Origin of the sequence: Maribacter sp. IgM3_T14_3, from assembly GCF_049603095.1 — a bacterium.
Classification (GTDB): Bacteria; Bacteroidota; Bacteroidia; order Flavobacteriales; family Flavobacteriaceae; genus Maribacter.
Genome location: NZ_CP187138.1, coordinates 3970983 through 3989117, shown reverse-complemented (window position 1 = coordinate 3989117; position 18135 = coordinate 3970983). Strand labels below are relative to the sequence as shown.

Below are 18135 nucleotides of genomic sequence, written 5' to 3'. Positions count from 1 at the left end.
GGTGCTAATTATCTAGTTTCAAAAATTCTTCTTCAGACAACACCTTTCCTGTTAGTTTCTCTTTCCAGTTGGTCCAGCCATACTTTTTTGAGAAGATTAATAATAGAATAGGGAAAACTATAAATACCGGCACCAAGACATCCCAACCCAAAATTGGATCAGAAACATCTCTATACAATGAATCAGTTTGAAAAGCTGTCCAGTCAGCGGTTAACAATAACGCACCTATTAAATTATTAGCGGCATGAAAACCCAAAGCAAGTTCTAACCCTTCATCCATAAGGGTAATAATACCAAGAAAAAAACCAGTACCTATATAGTAAATCATAATACCAAAACCCAGTTTCTCTACTTCAGGATTTCCCAAATGCATTAATCCAAATAACACAGAAGTAACAACTAAAGGCACCCATCTATTTTTTGCAGCAATACCCAACCCTTGCATCATATAACCTCTAAACAAATATTCCTCAAAGCTAGTTTGTAAAGGAATTAGAATTATACCAATCAACGCCAAACTTAAAAATGGCATCAACTTGAAATTAAACAGGTAATCTTCAGGAGATAAATAAATACCTACAAAAGTTAAAATTATAGTTATCAGTCCCCAAACACCAAAGGCAAAAAAAACTCTTTTCCAATCTATTTTTTTTCTGGAAGTCGTTAAACTAGTAATGCTTTGAGAATGCACTAATTTTGTCCATCCAAGCACTACGAATAGACCTACAGCCAATGGAACAAGTAATATAATTAATACAAGATTAGAGCCTAAGCTAGCTATCATTTGCGCCATACTATCCTCTACACTAACTGGTGAGAATATTATTGCGATATAGTTCAATATCATAAACCCAATAAAACAACCGGGAATAATTAAATATTTCCATAATCCTAAATCACCTTTATACCCTTGCTCTATATACATATACTTTCAATTAAATTTGTATTCCATTTTTTAGAGCTGTTATAAAACAAACCTCCTTGATTCACTTCTAATGGACTCTCTATATTATTTGTAAAAAGAGATCCCGTCCCTAATCCTTGCGGCATTTCATTACCCAATGTTGCCGTCCACTGCGCAATGGCATTTAAACCAATATTACTTTCTAATGCACTTGTTACCCACCACTCTATATTATTTTTTTCTGCAATAGAAATCCATTCATCGCTTCCTGCAAAACCGCCTACCAAACTTGGTTTCAAAATTATATATTGTGGTTGTATAGTTTGTAGCAACGCTATCTTTTTTGTTACATCTACCACACCAATTAATTCTTCATCTAAAGCAATCGGCAAAGGTGTATTGCTACAAAGCCTTTTCATTTCTTCAGCTTGACATTGCTTAATTGGCTGTTCTATAGAATGTAAATCGAGTTTCGATAAAATTTCTAATTTAGATAAAGCTTCTTGTGGAGAAAATGCTCCGTTAGCATCTACTCGTAATTCGATAGATTCTTTTGAATAACGTTGTCTAATAGATTTTAACAATGCTATTTCAGTATCGAAAGCTATTGCTCCAATTTTCATTTTTATACAAGAAAAACCATCCCGTAACTTATCTTCTATTTGCTGATGCATAAAAGCCTTATCACCTATCCAAACCAACCCGTTAATTGAAATCGGTTTTTGGTCATTTAAAAAAGTAGATTTAAAAAGATGAAACGGATTTTTAGAACGCAGCGACATAAAAGCCTGCTCAATGCCGAATTGAATACTAGGGAAATTCTTTAGCTGCTTCAATAATTCGGTTTCGCCCAAATTCATATTTTCTGCAACCCAAGCACATTTTTCTTCATATTCGGGAACATCATCAAAACTAAGACCTCTAAAAAGTCCGCATTCACCAACGCCCCATTTTCCATTTTCTTCTAAAAAGAGGAACCAAGTTTCTTTGGTTCGAAGAATCCCTCTAGAAGTTCCGCTAGGGTTTTTAAAATTTAGGAGATACTTTTTAAATGTTGCCTTCATAATATCGCACAAATTTAACTATATTTTGAGTTTAAATACGATGGAATGGCTAGTATAGAAAATAAGGTGATTTGGGTAACAGGAGCATCTTCAGGAATCGGAGAAGCATTAGTATATCAATTAAACGAACTTGGAGCAAAAATTATACTTTCAGCAAGAAGAGCGGATGTACTTTTAGAAGTAAAAAGCAAATGTAAATTTCCTGAAAACGCAGCAATACTTCCCTTAGATTTAATTGCTTTCGATACGCTAGAAAGCATCACCGAAACAGCCATATCAATCTACGGAAAAATAGATATTTTGATTAATAATGGCGGACTAAGTCAACGTTCACTTATCATTGACACTAAATTCGAAGTGTATCAACAAATGGTAGATGTTAATTATCTGGGCACTATAAAGCTTACAAAACATCTACTACCCTATTTCATAGCTCAAAAAAGTGGTCATTTCGTTACTGTTACCAGCTTAATGGGTAAATTTTCCTCTCCGTATCGTTCAGGCTATTGTGGTGCAAAACATGCACTACACGGCTTCTTTGATGCCTTACGTATGGAACATGAGAAGGACAATGTAGACGTATCGATAATTTGCCCAGGATTTATACAAACAAACGTTGCAAAAAATGCATTAACCGGTGATGGGTCTGCTTTAAAAAAAGAAGACAATGCCACCGAAAATGGAATGCCCGTTTATGATTGTGCCAAAGAAATTATCTCTGCAATTAAAAAGAAAAAATTTGAAACATACATTGGTGGAAAAGAGAAATTCGGAATTTACCTAAAAAGATTCTTTCCTAAACTATTACACAAAGTTGTTTTAAAAAGTAAGGTGAGATAATTTATTTAAAATTAAACCAAAAACGCACACCCTCAGTGGTCTTATCTGTATTTAAAGAAGTTTGAAGCTGATTTGCCAATCTGTTCATTAAACGAATACCCATAGAAGAATTCGCTCGTTCTTCAGAATCTTCTGGCAAACCGATACCATTATCAGTATATTCAAAAAAGCCCTCTTGACCTAACAATTTTCTTAAGTGAATATATATTTTACCGTCGCTGTCATCATTAGGAAAAGCATATTTAAATGAGTTAGACACCAGCTCGTTTAATATGAGTCCGAACGGAATTGCTCGATCAATATCAAGTTCAACGCCTTCTGCATCGATAGTAATATTAATATTATGACCTCCTTTTTTATAGACAGATTGAATACTATTAATTAAACTTTCAATATAACCCTGCATTTCAATAACAGATAAATCGTCGTTTTGATACAATTTCTGATGTATTAAAGCCATCGCTTTAACCCTGCTTTTACCTTCTTCTAAGGCTTCAATAGCAGCTTTACTTCTTGTATTCTTGGTTTGTAGACTTAACAAACTAGAAACCATTTGAAGATTATTCTTAACCCTATGGTGAATTTCTTTAAGTAGAGAATCTTTTTCTACTAAGGCATTCTCAATTATAAATTTTTGCTCTGCTATTAATCGTTGATTTTTAATACTTTTTAAATAAGCATATACCAAACCAGCAAAACCAATAAGTGTAAATATTAAGGATACAAACACCAAACTAATTTTATCGTCTCTTGCCTTAATATCTTTTCTAGATTCTTCTAATTGATTTTTTTGTTGCTCCTGTATTTTTCTAGAATTCTCTAAATCTTGAGCAACAACAGAAGTTAATTGTTGATTTTTAATGTTAGATGCCAAGGCATCTATGGAGTCTCTTATTTTTATATTCTTCTTTAAATAGACCGTAGAATTTTCAAAATCGCCCGTTTTAAAATAGTAATCAGCATAAATTCTATTACGCTTTAAAATATTATCAGATTTAATAGGATTAAGATCATCACTTAAATAATCTGTTGCTTTAGAGTAATTTTCTAATTTTAAATAACACTCTGCTAGCGCAAGTGTATTTTCAATAATATCAGAAGAGAACTTACTTTTATTATATTTCTTAATAATATCTCTACTCTCTTCTAAAAACGGAATAGCCTTTTCGTACTCTCCTAATTGCACATGACATTTACCAATGTTACCAATAATCAATCCATTTAAAATTCTGCCATCGGCAATTTCCTTATCAGAATGTTGATTGGTTACATCACTTAAAAATACTTTTATGAGTCCTTCAGCTTTCTTAAAATAACTAAGTGCCGTTGGTGTCGATTTGTCTAACCTTAAATAATTACCAATAGTATTATTATATATAGCTTGACCATAGTAATCATCATCTTTTAGGTCTCTTTTCTCTTCGGTCATGTAATCGCGCATTGCTTTTCTATACTGCCCAAGGCTGGCATATATATCATAAAAAGCAACATTGTCGGTAAATCCTAATTCTCGCTTGACCCTTCTAATCTCTATTTGCTTATCATACAATTCAAGCATTGCGTAATTAGAATCTAATATGCTTAGAATATTTTGTTTAGATTCTACATCTAAACTTGTTATGTTCTCATACAAAGGTCTTGCAATAGCCAAGCTCTTCTCATAGTTACCCAAATCATAATAAATTTGAGATTCTATCAGTTGGTAGTTGCGAATAGAAGTTGAATCTTTTGTCTTCTCAGAACTGTTCAGATACACCTTTACGGTATCTAACCAATCGTATGGCGAATTCTGATTATAACGGTTTGGAGTATTAAAAAAGAAGAACGAGCGTAACTCGCCGTTCTCTAAATCTTGAAATTGCTTGTAGTAATCTTCATTCTGAGTTGCCACAGTATCTTGCGCAATAACTAGGCACGACATTGCACTAAAGAGTAAAGTGCATACTAATCTCAAAATAAATTGTTTTTTCATATCTCAATAAAAGCTGAATCAAACTTAAAACTAATACCTGATTGTACTAAATTTTTGTTGTGAACTACCATTACATGATTGTCAAATAACCATAAACCCAAAAAGCGTGTTCTACGTACTTTTCAATAAAAAATTAAAAATTGCAGCTTATTTTTCTAATTACATCAAATTCTAGACGAAAAACATACAATATCTAATACCTCAAAATTATACATAAGCAATTGGCTTAAGTATTATTTGTTGTATAACCTGCAATAGTTGTTGTGAAACGAAAATCAAATAAAAAGAAGTGTATTTCATCGTTAAAAAGATACGTTTTAACGATGAATAAATACCTTTTAACTGAAAAAATATCAAAAAAAAACACCTATAAAGGTGTTTCAATTTATAGTTGACCAAGACTATGAATTCATAGCCGAGATAATAAACTCTTTAAAATCTTTAGAAATCGGTATCAACGTATTATTGATCATAATATCTTTTGAATTAATAGCATCTATATGGTCCACATTTACGATGTAAGACTTATGTGCTCTATAGAATTTATTTTGTGGTAGCTTCTCTAAATAGTCTTTTAAAGGCGAACGTACCAAAAACTTTTTATCGACCGTATTTACTTCTAGATAAACGTTGTCAGCTTTTATAAATTGAATATCTCCAAATTGAATTCTATAATAAAGATGCTGTTTTTTAACAAAAATAGAGTCTTTCAATATTGAATTTGACATTGCAACATCTTCTGTGCTGGTATCATTTACTGCACTATCATTAGCGGCAGTCTGCTTACCATAAATAAAATTAGATAATGCAATTTCAATTGATGTATAAAGATCTTGTTGCTCGAAAGGCTTAACTAAATAACCATTTGGTTTTACAGTTTTGGCATTCTCTACTGTTGCACGGTCAGAGTTAGAGGTTACAAAAATAAAAGGTATATCGTAATTCTCTCTAATATGCTTACCCAAGTCTATACCAGTTTTATCTGAAGCTAAAATGATGTCGATAAGAACTAAATCGACTTGTTGGGTTTTTAAAACTTCAACAGCCTGCTCGTATACAATTACGTTATCAACTATTTCATATCCTATTTCCTCTAGCATAGATTGCATATCATCTGCAATGATGACATTATCCTCAACAATTAGAATTTTAATGGGTTGTTCCAAGGCTTAAAATGGTTAGTGGGTTATACTCAAAATTACAAAAAATAATAATAACTAATAAAAAACAACAGAGCGATAAAAAAGGTGCTTAAAGCTAATTTTTTAAGCTCTGGATCAAGTTCTGCTTCATTACTTGTTGCAGCTACTTTTCTCATGTGTATTACTATCGGCACATAGCCAATAAGACATACATAACGTAATTGCGATGCATTTGTTGTAAATAAAAAGAAAAACAAGCATAAAATTGAAATAATCAACAAGGTATAGTGATATCTTTTTGCCTTTAATAAGCCCATCTTTACCACCATTGTATTTTTACCGACCATTGCGTCAGATTTTATGTCTCTCATATTATTAAGGTTAAGCACCCCTACACTCAACAGACCAATTGATATTGCTGGTAAAATAGCCATCAAAGAGATAGCTTTAAGATATAAGAACATCGATCCCAAAACACTCACTAATCCAAAGAAAATAAAAACAAAAATATCTCCGAGTCCGTTGTAGCCATAAGCTGATTTACCTACGGTGTATTTTATGGCAGCCCAAATGGCAAATGCCCCTAAAAGCAAGAAGAAAGCTGGGTAAATAATATCTTTTAATCCGAAGGATGCTATAATTAATAAAACTATAAGTAAAGCATTAACAATGATACCAATATAAATACCCACTTTCAATTGCGGGGCAGTCAATAAACCGCTTTGTAAAGCTCGTTTTGGTCCAAGCCTAGTATCGTTATCGGTTCCTTTTACTCCGTCGCCATAGTCGTTGGCAAAGTTCGATGTAACTTGTAAACCTATTGTAGTAAGTAAGGCTAATACAAAAATATTGGTATTGGTTTCGCCATAGTAAGCAGCAATTGCTGTACCTACGAGAATACCAGAAATTGATAATGGAAGCGTTCTAAGTCTTGCTGCGTTGAGCCAAGCTTTAACTTTTGTCACTAATAAGGGTCTTCTATTTGAATTCTTTTACCATCTTGATATGAAGCTACAAAAGCATCGCCAAAACCTATATCAACCAATTGTTTTCTAAAAGATTGCGCCTCTTCTAAAGTTTCAAAATTACCTAAAGAGTATGAGTAAAACGGATTGGTTTTAACAAAAAGAGTATTAGTTAAAGCCTCAGAAGCCAAAGTGACGTTATTATCAACAAACGATTTCACTTGTACCGAATATATTTTTTCTTTCTGCAAGAACTCTTTAGCTAAATAGAATTCTTTTACAAGGCTCAGTTCTTCGTTCTGCTCTTTTAAATTTTCTAAACGAGTTCTAATGGCATCAACGCTATCAATAGAGGTCAACACTAAATCATTAGATGTTTTTCTATTAAAACCACCTGAACTTGACAAACCTGCTGTAAATGAGGTAAATGCCAAACCACCAATTAAAAAAAGACCTGTAACCCCAGCGAATATATTTCGCTGAATTTTACTCTTTTTAAGTTCTTTATTCTTGAACTTGATTTGATCTAATAAACGCTCATTGATAATTTGAGCTTTATCGACGTCTTTATGTAATTCTAGTAAATCGCTTTCTTCTATAAAGGGCATATACAGGGGTAATTTTTACGCTTAAAACCTAAATGTAAGTCAAAAATTGTGAATAACTTTTTAATTGATACAAAAATAAAATTAAATGTAACTTATTACAATAAACTAGTCACTTATTTAAGATATTCTGCTGAAAATCAAATATTAAATAATTTTCTTACGCTTTGTTTTAATCATCCAATAAGCTGATACCGTCAGATTCAATTTTTATTTTTCTATCCTTATATAATGTACCTAAACCTTTTTTAAATGTTTTCTTACTCATTTGAAAAACATCTCTAATTTCTTCTGGTGAAGATTTATCATGTAGTCCTAAAAAACCACCACTTTCAACTAACACTTCATATATTTTCTTAGCAGCAGGTTCTAACACCTTTGTACCTAATGGCTGTAACGAAATATCTAATTTGTTATCTTTTCTAATGGTCTTAATACAACCGGGTATAACATCACCAATATTAATAGGTTTAAAAACCTCATTAAAATAGACCAGACCTTTATGCCTTTCGTTTACAATTACCTCCCAACCTAAATCGGTTTGCCTGGTAACTACTAGGTTAACTCTTTCCCATTCTTTAAGATCAATGGTATCATTACTCAAAAATTTATCTAATTTATTAGAAGCAACCAACCTACCCGAACGCTCATCTAAATAACAGTGTACTACATACCACTGTCCTTCTTTCATTTTTACACGTTGCTCACGAAATGGCACTAATAGATGCTTTTCAAGACCCCATTGCATAAAAGCACCAAATTCATTGACTTCAGCTACTTGCAACAACCTAAACTCACCAAGCATAATATCTGGCTCTAGCGTAGTTGCCACAGGTCTTTCGTCATAATCTAAATAACAGAAAACTGTTATTTTCTCACCAATCTCATAATTGGTGGGTACATATTTATTTGGTAACAAAACATCATTTCCTTCTTCATCACCTAAAAAAAGACCTACACTAGTGTCTCTTAATATTTCTAGATTGTTTTTACGTCCTAATTCTATCATGTTGCAAAATTACATTTTAAATATTTAAAATCTTAACGTAAAAAAAAAGACCGTTACCAAAAATGGCAACGGTCTTTAAATTATTTGACATCTGACTATTTATCGTAAACAGATGCTTTTTTGAAATGTTGACAAAGCTTGTAATAGATTACTGCTCTATGCTTGTTTCTGTTAGAAGAACCGTATTTTTCCATAACAGTTGCAAGTGCTTCATCTAATTTAGCATTATCAGGAAGACCTAACTTTTTGATCAAGTAATTGTTCTTTACAGTATCCAATTCTTTTTGATCACTACCAGATACTTTAGAAGCATCGATATTGTAAATAGATGGTCCTAGACCAACAGTTACTTTCTTAAGCAAGTCCATATCTGCATTTTCACCAAATTTATCTTTGATGTCTGCAGCATACTTTTCAATTAAATCGTCTCTTTTACTCATGTTAAATGTGTTATAATTAATGGTTATTACCCCACTAAGATATGAAACGAAAATAATCAATCAAAATTTTATCGTTTTTTAATGTAGGCGTACTAATTTCCAGTAATTGCGGACGACCAGTTTCATTGAAAAACGTACATAATTCTTCTTTTAGTTCTTCGGATGATTTTGCCGTTCTATAATTGAAACCATACATAGCACAAAGATGCTCTGCTGACAACGAATGTCGTGTTTCAAAATACGTTTCAAACACCTCTGAATTCTCTTTTCCCGGTAGTATTCTAAAAATACCACCACCATTATTATTAATAACTATAATTCTAAAATTACTTTTTATGTAATTATTCCATAAGGCATTACTATCATAGAAAAAACTAAGGTCACCGGTAATAAATAGTGTGGGAGAACTGCTTGCCAAAGATGCCCCAATAGCTGTAGACGTGCTACCATCGATACCACTAGTACCTCTATTACAGAATACTTTTAGCGTAGGGTTAACATTAAATAACTGAGTATATCTAATAGTAGAACTATTTGCCAACTGCAACATATAATCATTAGGTACAGTTTCTAAAATATGGTTGAATGCTAAAAAATCTGAAAACGGAATCTCTTTTAAATAGTTTTCTCTTTTTAGCTCATATTGCTCTTTAACTACATTCCAATGAGAAAAATAATTACTTTCTAAAGTTGGGCTATCAGCATACATTTCATTAAAAAAATCATTAACCGAAATTTTAATATGTTCCTCTAAACAGAAAAAAGTATCGTTCGCAAATTGACCATCAATATGCCAATGGTGTTTTGGCGTAAAATTTCTTAAAAATGCCTTTACTTTTTTTGACACTATGAGTCCGCCAAAAGTTATTAGCACCTCTGGCTTCAATTTTTCAAATTCCAATTCCTTCTGCGCATGCATTTCTATGGGCGCAACTAGCGAATCTATACTATTAAAAAAACTAGGATGGTGAATGTTCGATGTTGTTTCAGTTAACACTATAACGCTAGGATCATTAGCTAACTTTTCTAAAACAATATCTTTAATAGCATCCGGAGTATTAACCCCTACTAATATCATTTTACGAATAGAAGAATTCCAAATATTCTTATGATGCTTTAAATATATAACACTGTCTAACTTAGCAGGTATAGCACTAATTTCTGAACATACCGAAGGTTCTTCGAGCGTATTATATAAAGGCTCTTCAAAAGGCGCATTTATATGAACCGGACAATTCGTAATAAAGGCAATTTCAAAAGCTCGGTTTAATTCTTCATCATTATAATTTTGCACTTCATGCTGAACATCATTGACCGCTTTACCATCGATCCATTCTGGTTTATAATGCATTACCTTATCGGTAGCATGGCTAACATCTTGTCTCAGGTTGGCAGAATATCTGATATGATTTTCAAAGATATTCTGCTGATTAATAGTTTGCCCATCTCCTATTCCTAATTTATAAACAGGTCTGTCAGCAGAAATAACTATTACCGGAATATTACTGAAATAAGCCTCTGCTACCGCCGGATAATAGTTTAAAAGTGCACTACCAGAGGTACATAAAACAACCACGGGCTCTTGCAACTGTTGCGCTAAGCCCAATGCAAAAAATGCAGCACAACGCTCGTCTACAATGCTGTAACAATGAAAAAACGGATTCTCTGCAAAAGCTATAGTAAGAGGCGCATTTCTAGAACCAGGCGAAATTATAATATTAGAAATATTCTTTGCTTGGCAATGCGAAACAATTGATTGTGCGGTAGGTATAGCGGAGTATTTCATGTAGTTCAAAAATACGACCAAAGCGGGTTATTACCCAAAAGTTAAGCGTCTATTTACTGTTCAGAATACGAAACATCGTCTTACTTTTTAAAGCAGTTTCTTCCCATTCCTTTTCAGGAATAGAGTCAGCGGTAATTCCGCCTCCAACATAAATTTCGGCTTTATCATTGAATAATTGCATACAGCGCAGATTCACAAAAAGTTCTGAAGTTTTCATTACACTTCGATACGCGCTATTCTCTTGATTTCTACGATTCTTATTTCTAGATAGCTCTGATTTCATATTCAGCTCACCAAGAAAACCTGTATAAAAAGTCCGCTCATACAATTCGTTTTCTAAAATAAACTTCTTTGCGTTTTTTAACGGACTCCCACATACAGCAGGCGTTGGGTGAAGTGCTTTTAAAACAGCACCAAATTTATTCGGGGCAAAAGTACCTTTCATTTCTGTTCGAAGATGCCAAAGCTGACCTGCCTTTACCGATTCTCGCTCAGAACTATTTAGAGATATCACTTTATCTTTTAAAGTATCAAAAATATAATCGGTTACTAGTTGCTGTTCATTTAATTCTTTATCAGACCATTGTGGCTTGGCGTCACCAATAGAATTCTGAGTACCTGCCAAAGACATTGTCGTAAATTGCGAACCGTTACTTTTCACCAAAATTTCTGGTGTAGCCCCCATCCAAGTTCCTATTTTAGGGTGGTGCCAGAAATAACAGAATGCATTTTTATATTCGTTAAGAATTCGCAGGTAAATATCAAAGTAATCATCTTTGCAATCAACTTCGATTTTTCTAGATAAAACTACTTTATTAAATTCACCTTCTCTGATTTCATGAATGGCATTCGATAGTAGCTTTTCATATCTAGCCTGCTCTAAAGTGTCACTTTCAGGTGTTTTATTCTCAATAGGTAAAGGCTCATGAGACCTATTTAATTGAACTTTTTCTACAGCATCCATTTTCAATACTATAGCACTTGAATTTAAATCGAACGGAGCAAAAACAAATCCGGTTTCGGTGAAATCTCTATCCTCATGAATAGCATCGTTGTCTTGAAAAACTCCGATCAATTCGGTATCATTAGGTTTGCTATACAAGACAAACGGCAACTGCTTTTTCAAGCAGTTTTCAGCTCGATTAAAAAGTTCATACACCATATTATACTTTAGGTAATGTAATTGTGGTTAATTTACATAGAGATATTAGCTGATCATCAACATTAGTAACCCTAATTTCCCATAACTGAGTAGTTCTACCCTTGTGTAAGATTGTTGCTTTAGCATAAACAAAACCTTCTTTTATGCTTTTTACGTGATTTGCAGAAATCTCTATACCTCGAACAAAAAATTTATTACCGTCTAAAAAAACATAAGATGCCGCACTACCAACACTTTCGGCCAGTGCTGCTGTTGCCCCACCATGTAAAACGCCATCTGGTTGATGTACTTTTGGTGTCACCGGCATTTTGGCTAACAAAAAATCTTCACCCACATCAATGTATTCAATATCTAAGGTCTCCATTAAGGTATTCTTAGAAGTTTCGTTACAAATCTTCAGAATTTTTTCTTTGTAGTCGTTCATCCTTTTTTTTGTAAAATTAAGCATTACATTACCAACAGAAAAGCTTGAATGAATTGTATACTTTATGGAAAACCAAATTAAAAATGTTACTTATAAAACTACAAACACGTACGAGACTTTAAATGAATTGCATAGTGATACCAAACGCGTGTGGATTGTTTTTCATGGGATAGGATTTTTGAGTCGTTTTTTTCTAAAGTATTTCAACGAGTTACCACCAAATGAAAATTACATTATTGCACCCCAAGCACCTTCTAAATATTATTTAAAGAATGAATATAAGCATGTAGGTGCAAGTTGGTTGACGAAAGAAAACACGGCACTTGAAACAGCTAATCTGTACAATTATTTAGATGCTGTTTTAGAAAATGAAAAATTACCCGCTGATTGTAAAATTATTTTCTTCGGATTTTCGCAAGGCATTTCAATAGCATTACGGTATTTGGCGTATTCTAAACTGACGTGCTCAAAACTGATTCTTTATGCAGGCGGAATACCTACGGAATTGAAAAAATCAGATTTTACACATTTAAAAAGTGATACCGAGATTATTTCAGTTTTTGGAAACGAGGATCAATACTTAACCCCAGCCAAAGCAATAAAAGAGAACAATAAACTTAAAATCCTTTTTGGTGATAATGTACAATTCATCTCTTTTGATGGCGGACACGAGGTTAAAAAAGAAATTATAAATCAACTGGCGGAATGAACAACACACCAACTTTAGAAAATGAACGAGTTATATTGAGTCCGTTAACCATAAACAATTTTGAAAAGCTTATTTCCATTGCATCTCAAGATAAGCTAGTTCAATATTCACCTTCTGATATTGCAACACCTGCAAGTTTTAAAAACTATGTAGAAACCGCCTTAGAACAGCAACAAGCAGGCACTAGCATACCATTCATTATTTATGATAGAAAGTATAACGCTTTTGCAGGTTGTACCCGTTTTATGAATATAAATTCCAAAAACAAAGTTTTGCATATTGGTTCTACTTGGATCGGACGTGAATTTCAAGGTACCGGGTTGAACACCCAAATGAAAAAATTAATGCTTGAATATGCCTTTACTACCATGGATTTTGAAAAAGTGGAATTCCGTGTAGATGAAAGAAATATGGCTTCAAGAAAAGCAGTTGAAAAACTCGGCTGCACCTTAGAAGGCATTCTCCGAAAAGATGTTTATCTACTAAATGGCTTTAAAAGAAATACGTGTTGCTATGGTCTTTTGCGAGAAGAATGGCAAACTAATCACAATTAGTTTTACTCTTCTATAACTTTAGCTTCAGCTGGGTAATAAGTGATTTTTCTAGTAATGTATGTGTTATCAGGTGTGACAATTTGTTTAATCCAGTTGCCTTCTATCTTTTTATCATATTGATAGATGTATTCTTTCTTTATAATACCAGCACCTCTTTTTGCCGTTTCAGAAACCAACATGCCTATGTCATCATAGATATAACTAGTTCTCGTAGTTGGCTCAAATTTCTTCGCTTGCACATTATATTCGAATTCTTGCTGCGCCATTAATCTTCCATCCAAGGTAAATACTTCTTCAAAGGCAAAGTTTTCATCCCCTTTTACATATTCTTTGGTCAAAATAATTCTTTGTTCAGGTCTATTTTTAGGCTTTTGGGTAGACGTACGAATTGATTTCAACGGCACATCGTTTAGTAAATAAGTAACGGTATTTTCCCCTTGAAACTTCTTATGTTCAATCTGTGTTACATCTGTACCATCATTGTTGGTTCTTTTTATACTGGTTAAATCGCCAAATTCATCATACACATATATGTATTCATCTAAGAACTGTTTATCATATGAAAAAATTCGTTCTTGAATTTTCATTGTATCGGTAGAATCGATAGAATAAAAATGAGCAATAGAAGTACTGGCATCGAACGTATTAATTCTGTAAGACTCTGAACGCTTTTCTAAAAGTTCACCATTACTATATTTGTAATACACAGCGTCATAATCTTGATCGTTGTATCTCGTAACTGATTTCGTTAAAAATCCCTTTTTATTAAAATCATATTCCTCTTTACCATAATCGGTACTTACCAAACATGATTTCACATTCCCCTTCAAATCAAAATCTTCAAGGGTGAAAATCTGGATTTCTTGACCTTGCAAATTCTGAACTATTGCGATAACAATGATAAAAAGAGTCCGAAAGTATTTTTTAATCATACTGCAAAATTACTTTATTATAACTAGGGATAAAAAAATATGATGTAAAAGTAAAAAGGGACGGTATATACCGTCCCTTTTCTATAATAACTTAAAGTTATATTATTTAACTTCTTCGAAGTCTACGTCTTCAACGTTATCACTTTCAGCACCACCTTCAGCAGTTGGCTCTCCTTGAGCAGCACCACCTTGTCCATCAGCTTGCGCTTTGTACATTTCTTCAGATGCAACTTTCCAAGCTTCGTTGATTTTATCTAAAGCAGGTGCTATAACAGCCAAATCTTTAGTTTCATATGCAGCTTTTAATTCTGCCAAAGCATCTTCAATTGGTTTTTTCTTATCGTCAGATAATTTATCTCCAAATTCTTTAAGTTGAGATTCGGTTTGGAAAATAATTCCATCTGCTTCGTTCAACTTATCTGCAGTTTCTTTCGCTTTTTTATCAGATTCAGCATTTGCTTCAGCTTCAGCTTTCATCTTCTTGATTTCTTCTTCAGTTAAACCAGAAGAAGCTTCAATACGAATATCCTGAGTTTTGTTCGTTGCCTTATCAGTTGCAGAAACTTTAATGATACCGTTAGCATCAATATCAAAAGTTACTTCAATTTGAGGTGTTCCTCTTTGTGCTGGTGGAAGACCATCTAAATGGAATCTACCGATTGTTTTGTTATCAGGTGCCATTGGTCTTTCACCTTGTAACACGTGAATCTCAACTGACGGCTGATTGTCAGATGCAGTAGAGAATACTTGCGATTTCTTTGTAGGAATCGTTGTGTTAGACTCTATTAATTTTGTCATTACACCACCCATAGTTTCTATACCTAAAGAAAGCGGAGTAACATCTAATAACAATACATCTTTTACATCACCTGTTAAAACACCACCTTGTATTGCAGCACCTACGGCTACAACCTCATCTGGGTTAACACCTTTATTAGGCTTCTTACCGAAGAATTTCTCAACAGCCTCTTGTACTGCAGGTATTCTTGTAGAACCACCAACTAAGATAATTTCATCAATATCACTATTCTTTAAACCAGCTGCCTTCATTGCACTTGCACATGGCTCAATAGTTCTTTTTACCAAGTCAGCAATTAATTGCTCGAATTTTGATCTTGTCAAAGTTCTAACTAAGTGCTTTGGTCCTGAAGCCGTGGCTGTAACGTATGGTAAGTTGATTTCTGTTTGTGCGGAAGATGATAATTCAATCTTAGCTTTCTCAGCAGCTTCACGTAAACGTTGTAAAGCCATTGCATCTTTTCTAAGGTCCATATCTTCTTCAGACTTGAACTCATCAGCCAACCAATCAATAATTTTTTGATCAACATCATCACCACCTAAGTGAGTATCACCATCAGTAGCCAATACTTCAAAAACACCATCTCCTAATTCTAAGATAGATACATCATGCGTACCACCACCAAAATCAAAAACAACTATTTTTTGTTCCGTATCTTTCTTGTCCATACCGTACGCTAAAGACGCAGCAGTTGGCTCGTTGATAATACGCTCTACAGTTAAACCTGCAATTTCACCAGCTTCTTTCGTAGCTTGTCTTTGTGCATCGTTAAAGTATGCAGGTACAGTAATTACCGCACGAGTAACTTCTTGACCTAAATAATCTTCTGCAGTTTTCTTCATTTTCTGAAGAATCATTGCAGATAATTCTTGAGGAGAATATAAACGACCGTCTATATCAACTCTAGGTGTATCATTATCACCTTTTACTACTTTATAAGGTACTCTTCCAGCTTCTTTACTAGATTCTGAATACTTGTTACCCATAAACCTTTTAATAGAATAAATGGTTTTTGTAGGGTTGGTTACTGCCTGTCTTTTAGCTGGATCACCAACTTTAATTTCACCACCTTCAACAAAAGCGATAACAGACGGTGTTGTTCTTTTTCCTTCTGCATTCGGTATTACTACTGCCTCATTACCTTCCATTACGGAAACACAGGAGTTTGTAGTACCCAAATCTATTCCTATAATCTTACTCATTTTATATGTTTTAAATTAAGTGCTTTATTTTACAATCGATTTGTAAATGACAAACAATATGCCAAGCAAGAAAAACTGACATGATGTCATTAATCGTCATTATTTATTAAAAAATATGCCATTTTAGTATAGTTAATACGTGTTTTAAACATTGTACCTTAGCCAATAAATAACTTTGATTTGGAAATAGAAAGTATAAGTGTTTTCGATATGCTAAAAATTGGCGTAGGTCCTTCAAGTTCCCACACGCTCGGTCCATGGCGCGCTGCCGAAAGGTGGTTGGCTCGTTTAAACTCGAAAGACAATCTCGAAAAAGTAGAAGAAGTCGAGGTTCACTTATATGGTTCGTTATCATTAACAGGTAAGGGCCATGCCACTGACTATGCCGTTATGTTAGGGTTATTAGGTGCTGATCCAGAATTAGTACCTATCGATAAAATAGACTCTTTAATACAGACGATTAAGAACGAACATGTTTTACATTTAGATGGTAAATATCAAATTACGTTCGATCCAAAACAGCACATTATATTTAATAGGGAGTTTCTACCTTTTCATGCCAACGGATTAACCTTTAAGGCAAAACTGAAATCTGGCAGATTAATATCAAAAACATACTACTCTATAGGCGGCGGTTTCGTTATTAGTGAAGAACGAAAGAATGCCAAACGGAAGGTTGACATGTTCAATAAATTTCCTTTTCCTATTCAGAAAGGAACCGAACTACTTGAATTTTGTAATAGTGAAAATCTACCAATCTCTGAGATTGTTTTACAGAACGAAAGATCTTTACGAGATGATGAGAAGATCGATTATGAATTAAACCGCATTTGGTCTACCATGTTAGAATGCATGTATTCCGGATGCCATACAGAAGGTATTTTACCTGGCGGATTAAATGTTAAGCGCAGGGCTTTTGAAATGCATAGCAAACTCAAAAGTGACCTGCCCTACTCCACTCCCGAAGAATGGTTACAGACCATACGCCAGACAGAAGTAAAATTTCGTCAAATATTACAATGGGTAAGTTGTTTTGCTCTTAGTGTAAATGAGGTAAATGCATCTTTAGGTCGTGTTGTTACTGCACCTACAAATGGTAGCGCGGGCGTAATACCTGCTGTATTAATGTATTATATGGTCATTGAAAACCATGCAGGCAATTTTGAACATGTAAAGCAATTTTTATTAGTAGCCGGCGAAATAGGAAGCATCTTTAAAAAAGGAGCTACCATATCGGCAGCTATGGGTGGCTGTCAAGCAGAAATTGGTGTATCGTCAGCTATGGGAGCAGGTGCACTTACCGAACTATTAGGTGGCACACCTGAACAGGTACTAATGGCAGCAGAAATTGCTATGGAGCATCATCTGGGACTCACCTGTGATCCTATCGGAGGTCTGGTTCAAATACCTTGTATTGAACGCAACTCTATGGGTGCCATAAAAGCTATTAATGCAGCCGAGCTTGCTTTGGGTTCTGATCCTTCAGCAGCAAAAGTACCGCTAGACAAGGTGGTACAGACCATGTGGGAAACCGCAAAAGACATGAGTTCTAAATATAAAGAAACCTCTGAAGGCGGATTGGCAGTTGGTGTTTTCTTGACTGATTGCTAAATCTGTTTTAAAAAG

The 18135-nt window shown here is 33.9% G+C and carries 17 protein-coding genes; 4 read left to right on the top strand and 13 right to left on the bottom strand.

Annotated elements, in window-relative coordinates:
* Positions 1 to 4: 4 nt before the first annotated feature.
* Both ACPF9A_RS17625 and ACPF9A_RS17620 read right to left on the bottom strand, forming a co-directional pair.
* On the bottom strand, positions 5 to 925 hold the full coding sequence (locus ACPF9A_RS17625) for a lysostaphin resistance A-like protein (RefSeq protein ID WP_423998954.1): 921 nt from the start codon (positions 923 to 925) through the stop codon (positions 5 to 7).
* Positions 916 to 1968 carry an o-succinylbenzoate synthase gene (locus ACPF9A_RS17620; protein ID WP_423998952.1) on the bottom strand — a complete coding sequence of 351 codons (1053 nt, stop codon included), beginning with the start codon at positions 1966 to 1968 and terminating at the stop codon, positions 916 to 918. The genes ACPF9A_RS17625 and ACPF9A_RS17620 overlap by 10 nt, the downstream gene beginning before the upstream one ends.
* 45 nt (positions 1969 to 2013) lie before the next feature.
* On the opposite strand from ACPF9A_RS17620, the gene ACPF9A_RS17615 reads away from it, so the two are divergent.
* Complete coding sequence (locus ACPF9A_RS17615) at positions 2014 to 2808, top strand: SDR family oxidoreductase (protein WP_423998950.1); 795 nt, start codon at positions 2014 to 2016, stop codon at positions 2806 to 2808.
* 1 nt (position 2809) lies between these two features.
* Here the strand turns inward: ACPF9A_RS17615 and ACPF9A_RS17610 are convergent, their stop codons facing one another.
* The 9 genes from ACPF9A_RS17610 to ACPF9A_RS17570 form a co-directional block, all read right to left on the bottom strand.
* On the bottom strand, positions 2810 to 4762 hold the full coding sequence (locus tag ACPF9A_RS17610; protein ID WP_423998948.1) for a tetratricopeptide repeat-containing sensor histidine kinase: 1953 nt from the start codon (positions 4760 to 4762) through the stop codon (positions 2810 to 2812).
* 419 nt (positions 4763 to 5181) lie between these two features.
* Complete coding sequence (locus tag ACPF9A_RS17605) at positions 5182 to 5946, bottom strand: LytR/AlgR family response regulator transcription factor (protein WP_423998946.1); 765 nt, start codon at positions 5944 to 5946, stop codon at positions 5182 to 5184.
* A gap of 32 nt (positions 5947 to 5978) precedes the next feature.
* Positions 5979 to 6887, bottom strand: a complete 909-nt coding sequence (gene menA / locus ACPF9A_RS17600) for a 1,4-dihydroxy-2-naphthoate octaprenyltransferase (protein WP_423998944.1) — start codon at positions 6885 to 6887, stop codon at positions 5979 to 5981.
* The gene (locus ACPF9A_RS17595; RefSeq protein WP_423998942.1) at positions 6887 to 7495 is read right to left on the bottom strand and encodes an SPOR domain-containing protein; all 609 of its coding nucleotides are present in this window, start codon (positions 7493 to 7495) and stop codon (positions 6887 to 6889) included. Before ACPF9A_RS17595 ends, menA begins: the two co-directional genes overlap by 1 nt.
* A 169-nt stretch (positions 7496 to 7664) precedes the next feature.
* Complete coding sequence (locus ACPF9A_RS17590; RefSeq protein ID WP_423998940.1) at positions 7665 to 8501, bottom strand: CvfB family protein; 837 nt, start codon at positions 8499 to 8501, stop codon at positions 7665 to 7667.
* 95 nt (positions 8502 to 8596) lie between these two features.
* Positions 8597 to 8941: a DUF2853 family protein gene (locus ACPF9A_RS17585; protein ID WP_423998938.1), complete on the bottom strand. Its 345-nt coding sequence runs from the start codon at positions 8939 to 8941 to the stop codon at positions 8597 to 8599.
* A gap of 34 nt (positions 8942 to 8975) precedes the next feature.
* Positions 8976 to 10727 carry a 2-succinyl-5-enolpyruvyl-6-hydroxy-3-cyclohexene-1-carboxylic-acid synthase gene (gene menD, locus ACPF9A_RS17580; protein ID WP_423998936.1) on the bottom strand — a complete coding sequence of 584 codons (1752 nt, stop codon included), beginning with the start codon at positions 10725 to 10727 and terminating at the stop codon, positions 8976 to 8978.
* 49 nt (positions 10728 to 10776) lie between these two features.
* The gene (locus tag ACPF9A_RS17575) at positions 10777 to 11853 is read right to left on the bottom strand and encodes a chorismate-binding protein (protein ID WP_423998934.1); all 1077 of its coding nucleotides are present in this window, start codon (positions 11851 to 11853) and stop codon (positions 10777 to 10779) included.
* 37 nt (positions 11854 to 11890) lie between these two features.
* Positions 11891 to 12313 carry a PaaI family thioesterase gene (locus tag ACPF9A_RS17570; RefSeq protein ID WP_423998932.1) on the bottom strand — a complete coding sequence of 141 codons (423 nt, stop codon included), beginning with the start codon at positions 12311 to 12313 and terminating at the stop codon, positions 11891 to 11893.
* A 64-nt stretch (positions 12314 to 12377) separates the two neighbouring features.
* Here ACPF9A_RS17570 and ACPF9A_RS17565 point away from each other — a divergent pair, with 64 nt between their 5' ends.
* Both ACPF9A_RS17565 and ACPF9A_RS17560 read left to right on the top strand, forming a co-directional pair.
* Entirely contained in the window at positions 12378 to 13022 is a 645-nt protein-coding gene (locus tag ACPF9A_RS17565; protein WP_423998930.1) for an alpha/beta hydrolase, read from the top strand.
* Positions 13019 to 13576, top strand: coding sequence for a GNAT family N-acetyltransferase (locus ACPF9A_RS17560; protein WP_423998929.1), 558 nt, complete (start codon positions 13019 to 13021; stop codon positions 13574 to 13576). The genes ACPF9A_RS17565 and ACPF9A_RS17560 overlap by 4 nt, the downstream gene beginning before the upstream one ends.
* A gap of 2 nt (positions 13577 to 13578) precedes the next feature.
* On the opposite strand, the gene ACPF9A_RS17555 is transcribed toward ACPF9A_RS17560, so the two are convergent.
* Positions 13579 to 14508: a hypothetical protein gene (locus tag ACPF9A_RS17555; RefSeq protein WP_423998927.1), complete on the bottom strand. Its 930-nt coding sequence runs from the start codon at positions 14506 to 14508 to the stop codon at positions 13579 to 13581.
* A 102-nt stretch (positions 14509 to 14610) separates the two neighbouring features.
* Positions 14611 to 16509, bottom strand: coding sequence for a molecular chaperone DnaK (gene dnaK / locus ACPF9A_RS17550; protein ID WP_423998925.1), 1899 nt, complete (start codon positions 16507 to 16509; stop codon positions 14611 to 14613).
* A gap of 186 nt (positions 16510 to 16695) precedes the next feature.
* Here dnaK and ACPF9A_RS17545 point away from each other — a divergent pair, with 186 nt between their 5' ends.
* Complete coding sequence (locus tag ACPF9A_RS17545; RefSeq protein ID WP_424004513.1) at positions 16696 to 18120, top strand: L-serine ammonia-lyase; 1425 nt, start codon at positions 16696 to 16698, stop codon at positions 18118 to 18120.
* Positions 18121 to 18135 lie beyond the last annotated feature (15 nt).

What these genes read in the sequence shown, in the direction of transcription:
- ACPF9A_RS17560 (WP_423998929.1), top strand. Translation starts at nt 13,019, where the DNA reads ATGAACAACACACCAACTTTAGAAAATGAACGAGTTATATTGAGTCCG.
- ACPF9A_RS17585 (WP_423998938.1), bottom strand. Translation starts at nt 8,941, where the DNA reads ATGAGTAAAAGAGACGATTTAATTGAAAAGTATGCTGCAGACATCAAA.
- dnaK (WP_423998925.1), bottom strand. Translation starts at nt 16,509, where the DNA reads ATGAGTAAGATTATAGGAATAGATTTGGGTACTACAAACTCCTGTGTT.
- menD (WP_423998936.1), bottom strand. Translation starts at nt 10,727, where the DNA reads ATGAAATACTCCGCTATACCTACCGCACAATCAATTGTTTCGCATTGC.
- ACPF9A_RS17595 (WP_423998942.1), bottom strand. Translation starts at nt 7,495, where the DNA reads ATGCCCTTTATAGAAGAAAGCGATTTACTAGAATTACATAAAGACGTC.
- ACPF9A_RS17615 (WP_423998950.1), top strand. Translation starts at nt 2,014, where the DNA reads ATGGCTAGTATAGAAAATAAGGTGATTTGGGTAACAGGAGCATCTTCA.
- ACPF9A_RS17625 (WP_423998954.1), bottom strand. Translation starts at nt 925, where the DNA reads ATGTATATAGAGCAAGGGTATAAAGGTGATTTAGGATTATGGAAATAT.
- ACPF9A_RS17555 (WP_423998927.1), bottom strand. Translation starts at nt 14,508, where the DNA reads ATGATTAAAAAATACTTTCGGACTCTTTTTATCATTGTTATCGCAATA.
- ACPF9A_RS17620 (WP_423998952.1), bottom strand. Translation starts at nt 1,968, where the DNA reads ATGAAGGCAACATTTAAAAAGTATCTCCTAAATTTTAAAAACCCTAGC.
- ACPF9A_RS17570 (WP_423998932.1), bottom strand. Translation starts at nt 12,313, where the DNA reads ATGAACGACTACAAAGAAAAAATTCTGAAGATTTGTAACGAAACTTCT.
- ACPF9A_RS17565 (WP_423998930.1), top strand. Translation starts at nt 12,378, where the DNA reads ATGGAAAACCAAATTAAAAATGTTACTTATAAAACTACAAACACGTAC.
- ACPF9A_RS17590 (WP_423998940.1), bottom strand. Translation starts at nt 8,501, where the DNA reads ATGATAGAATTAGGACGTAAAAACAATCTAGAAATATTAAGAGACACT.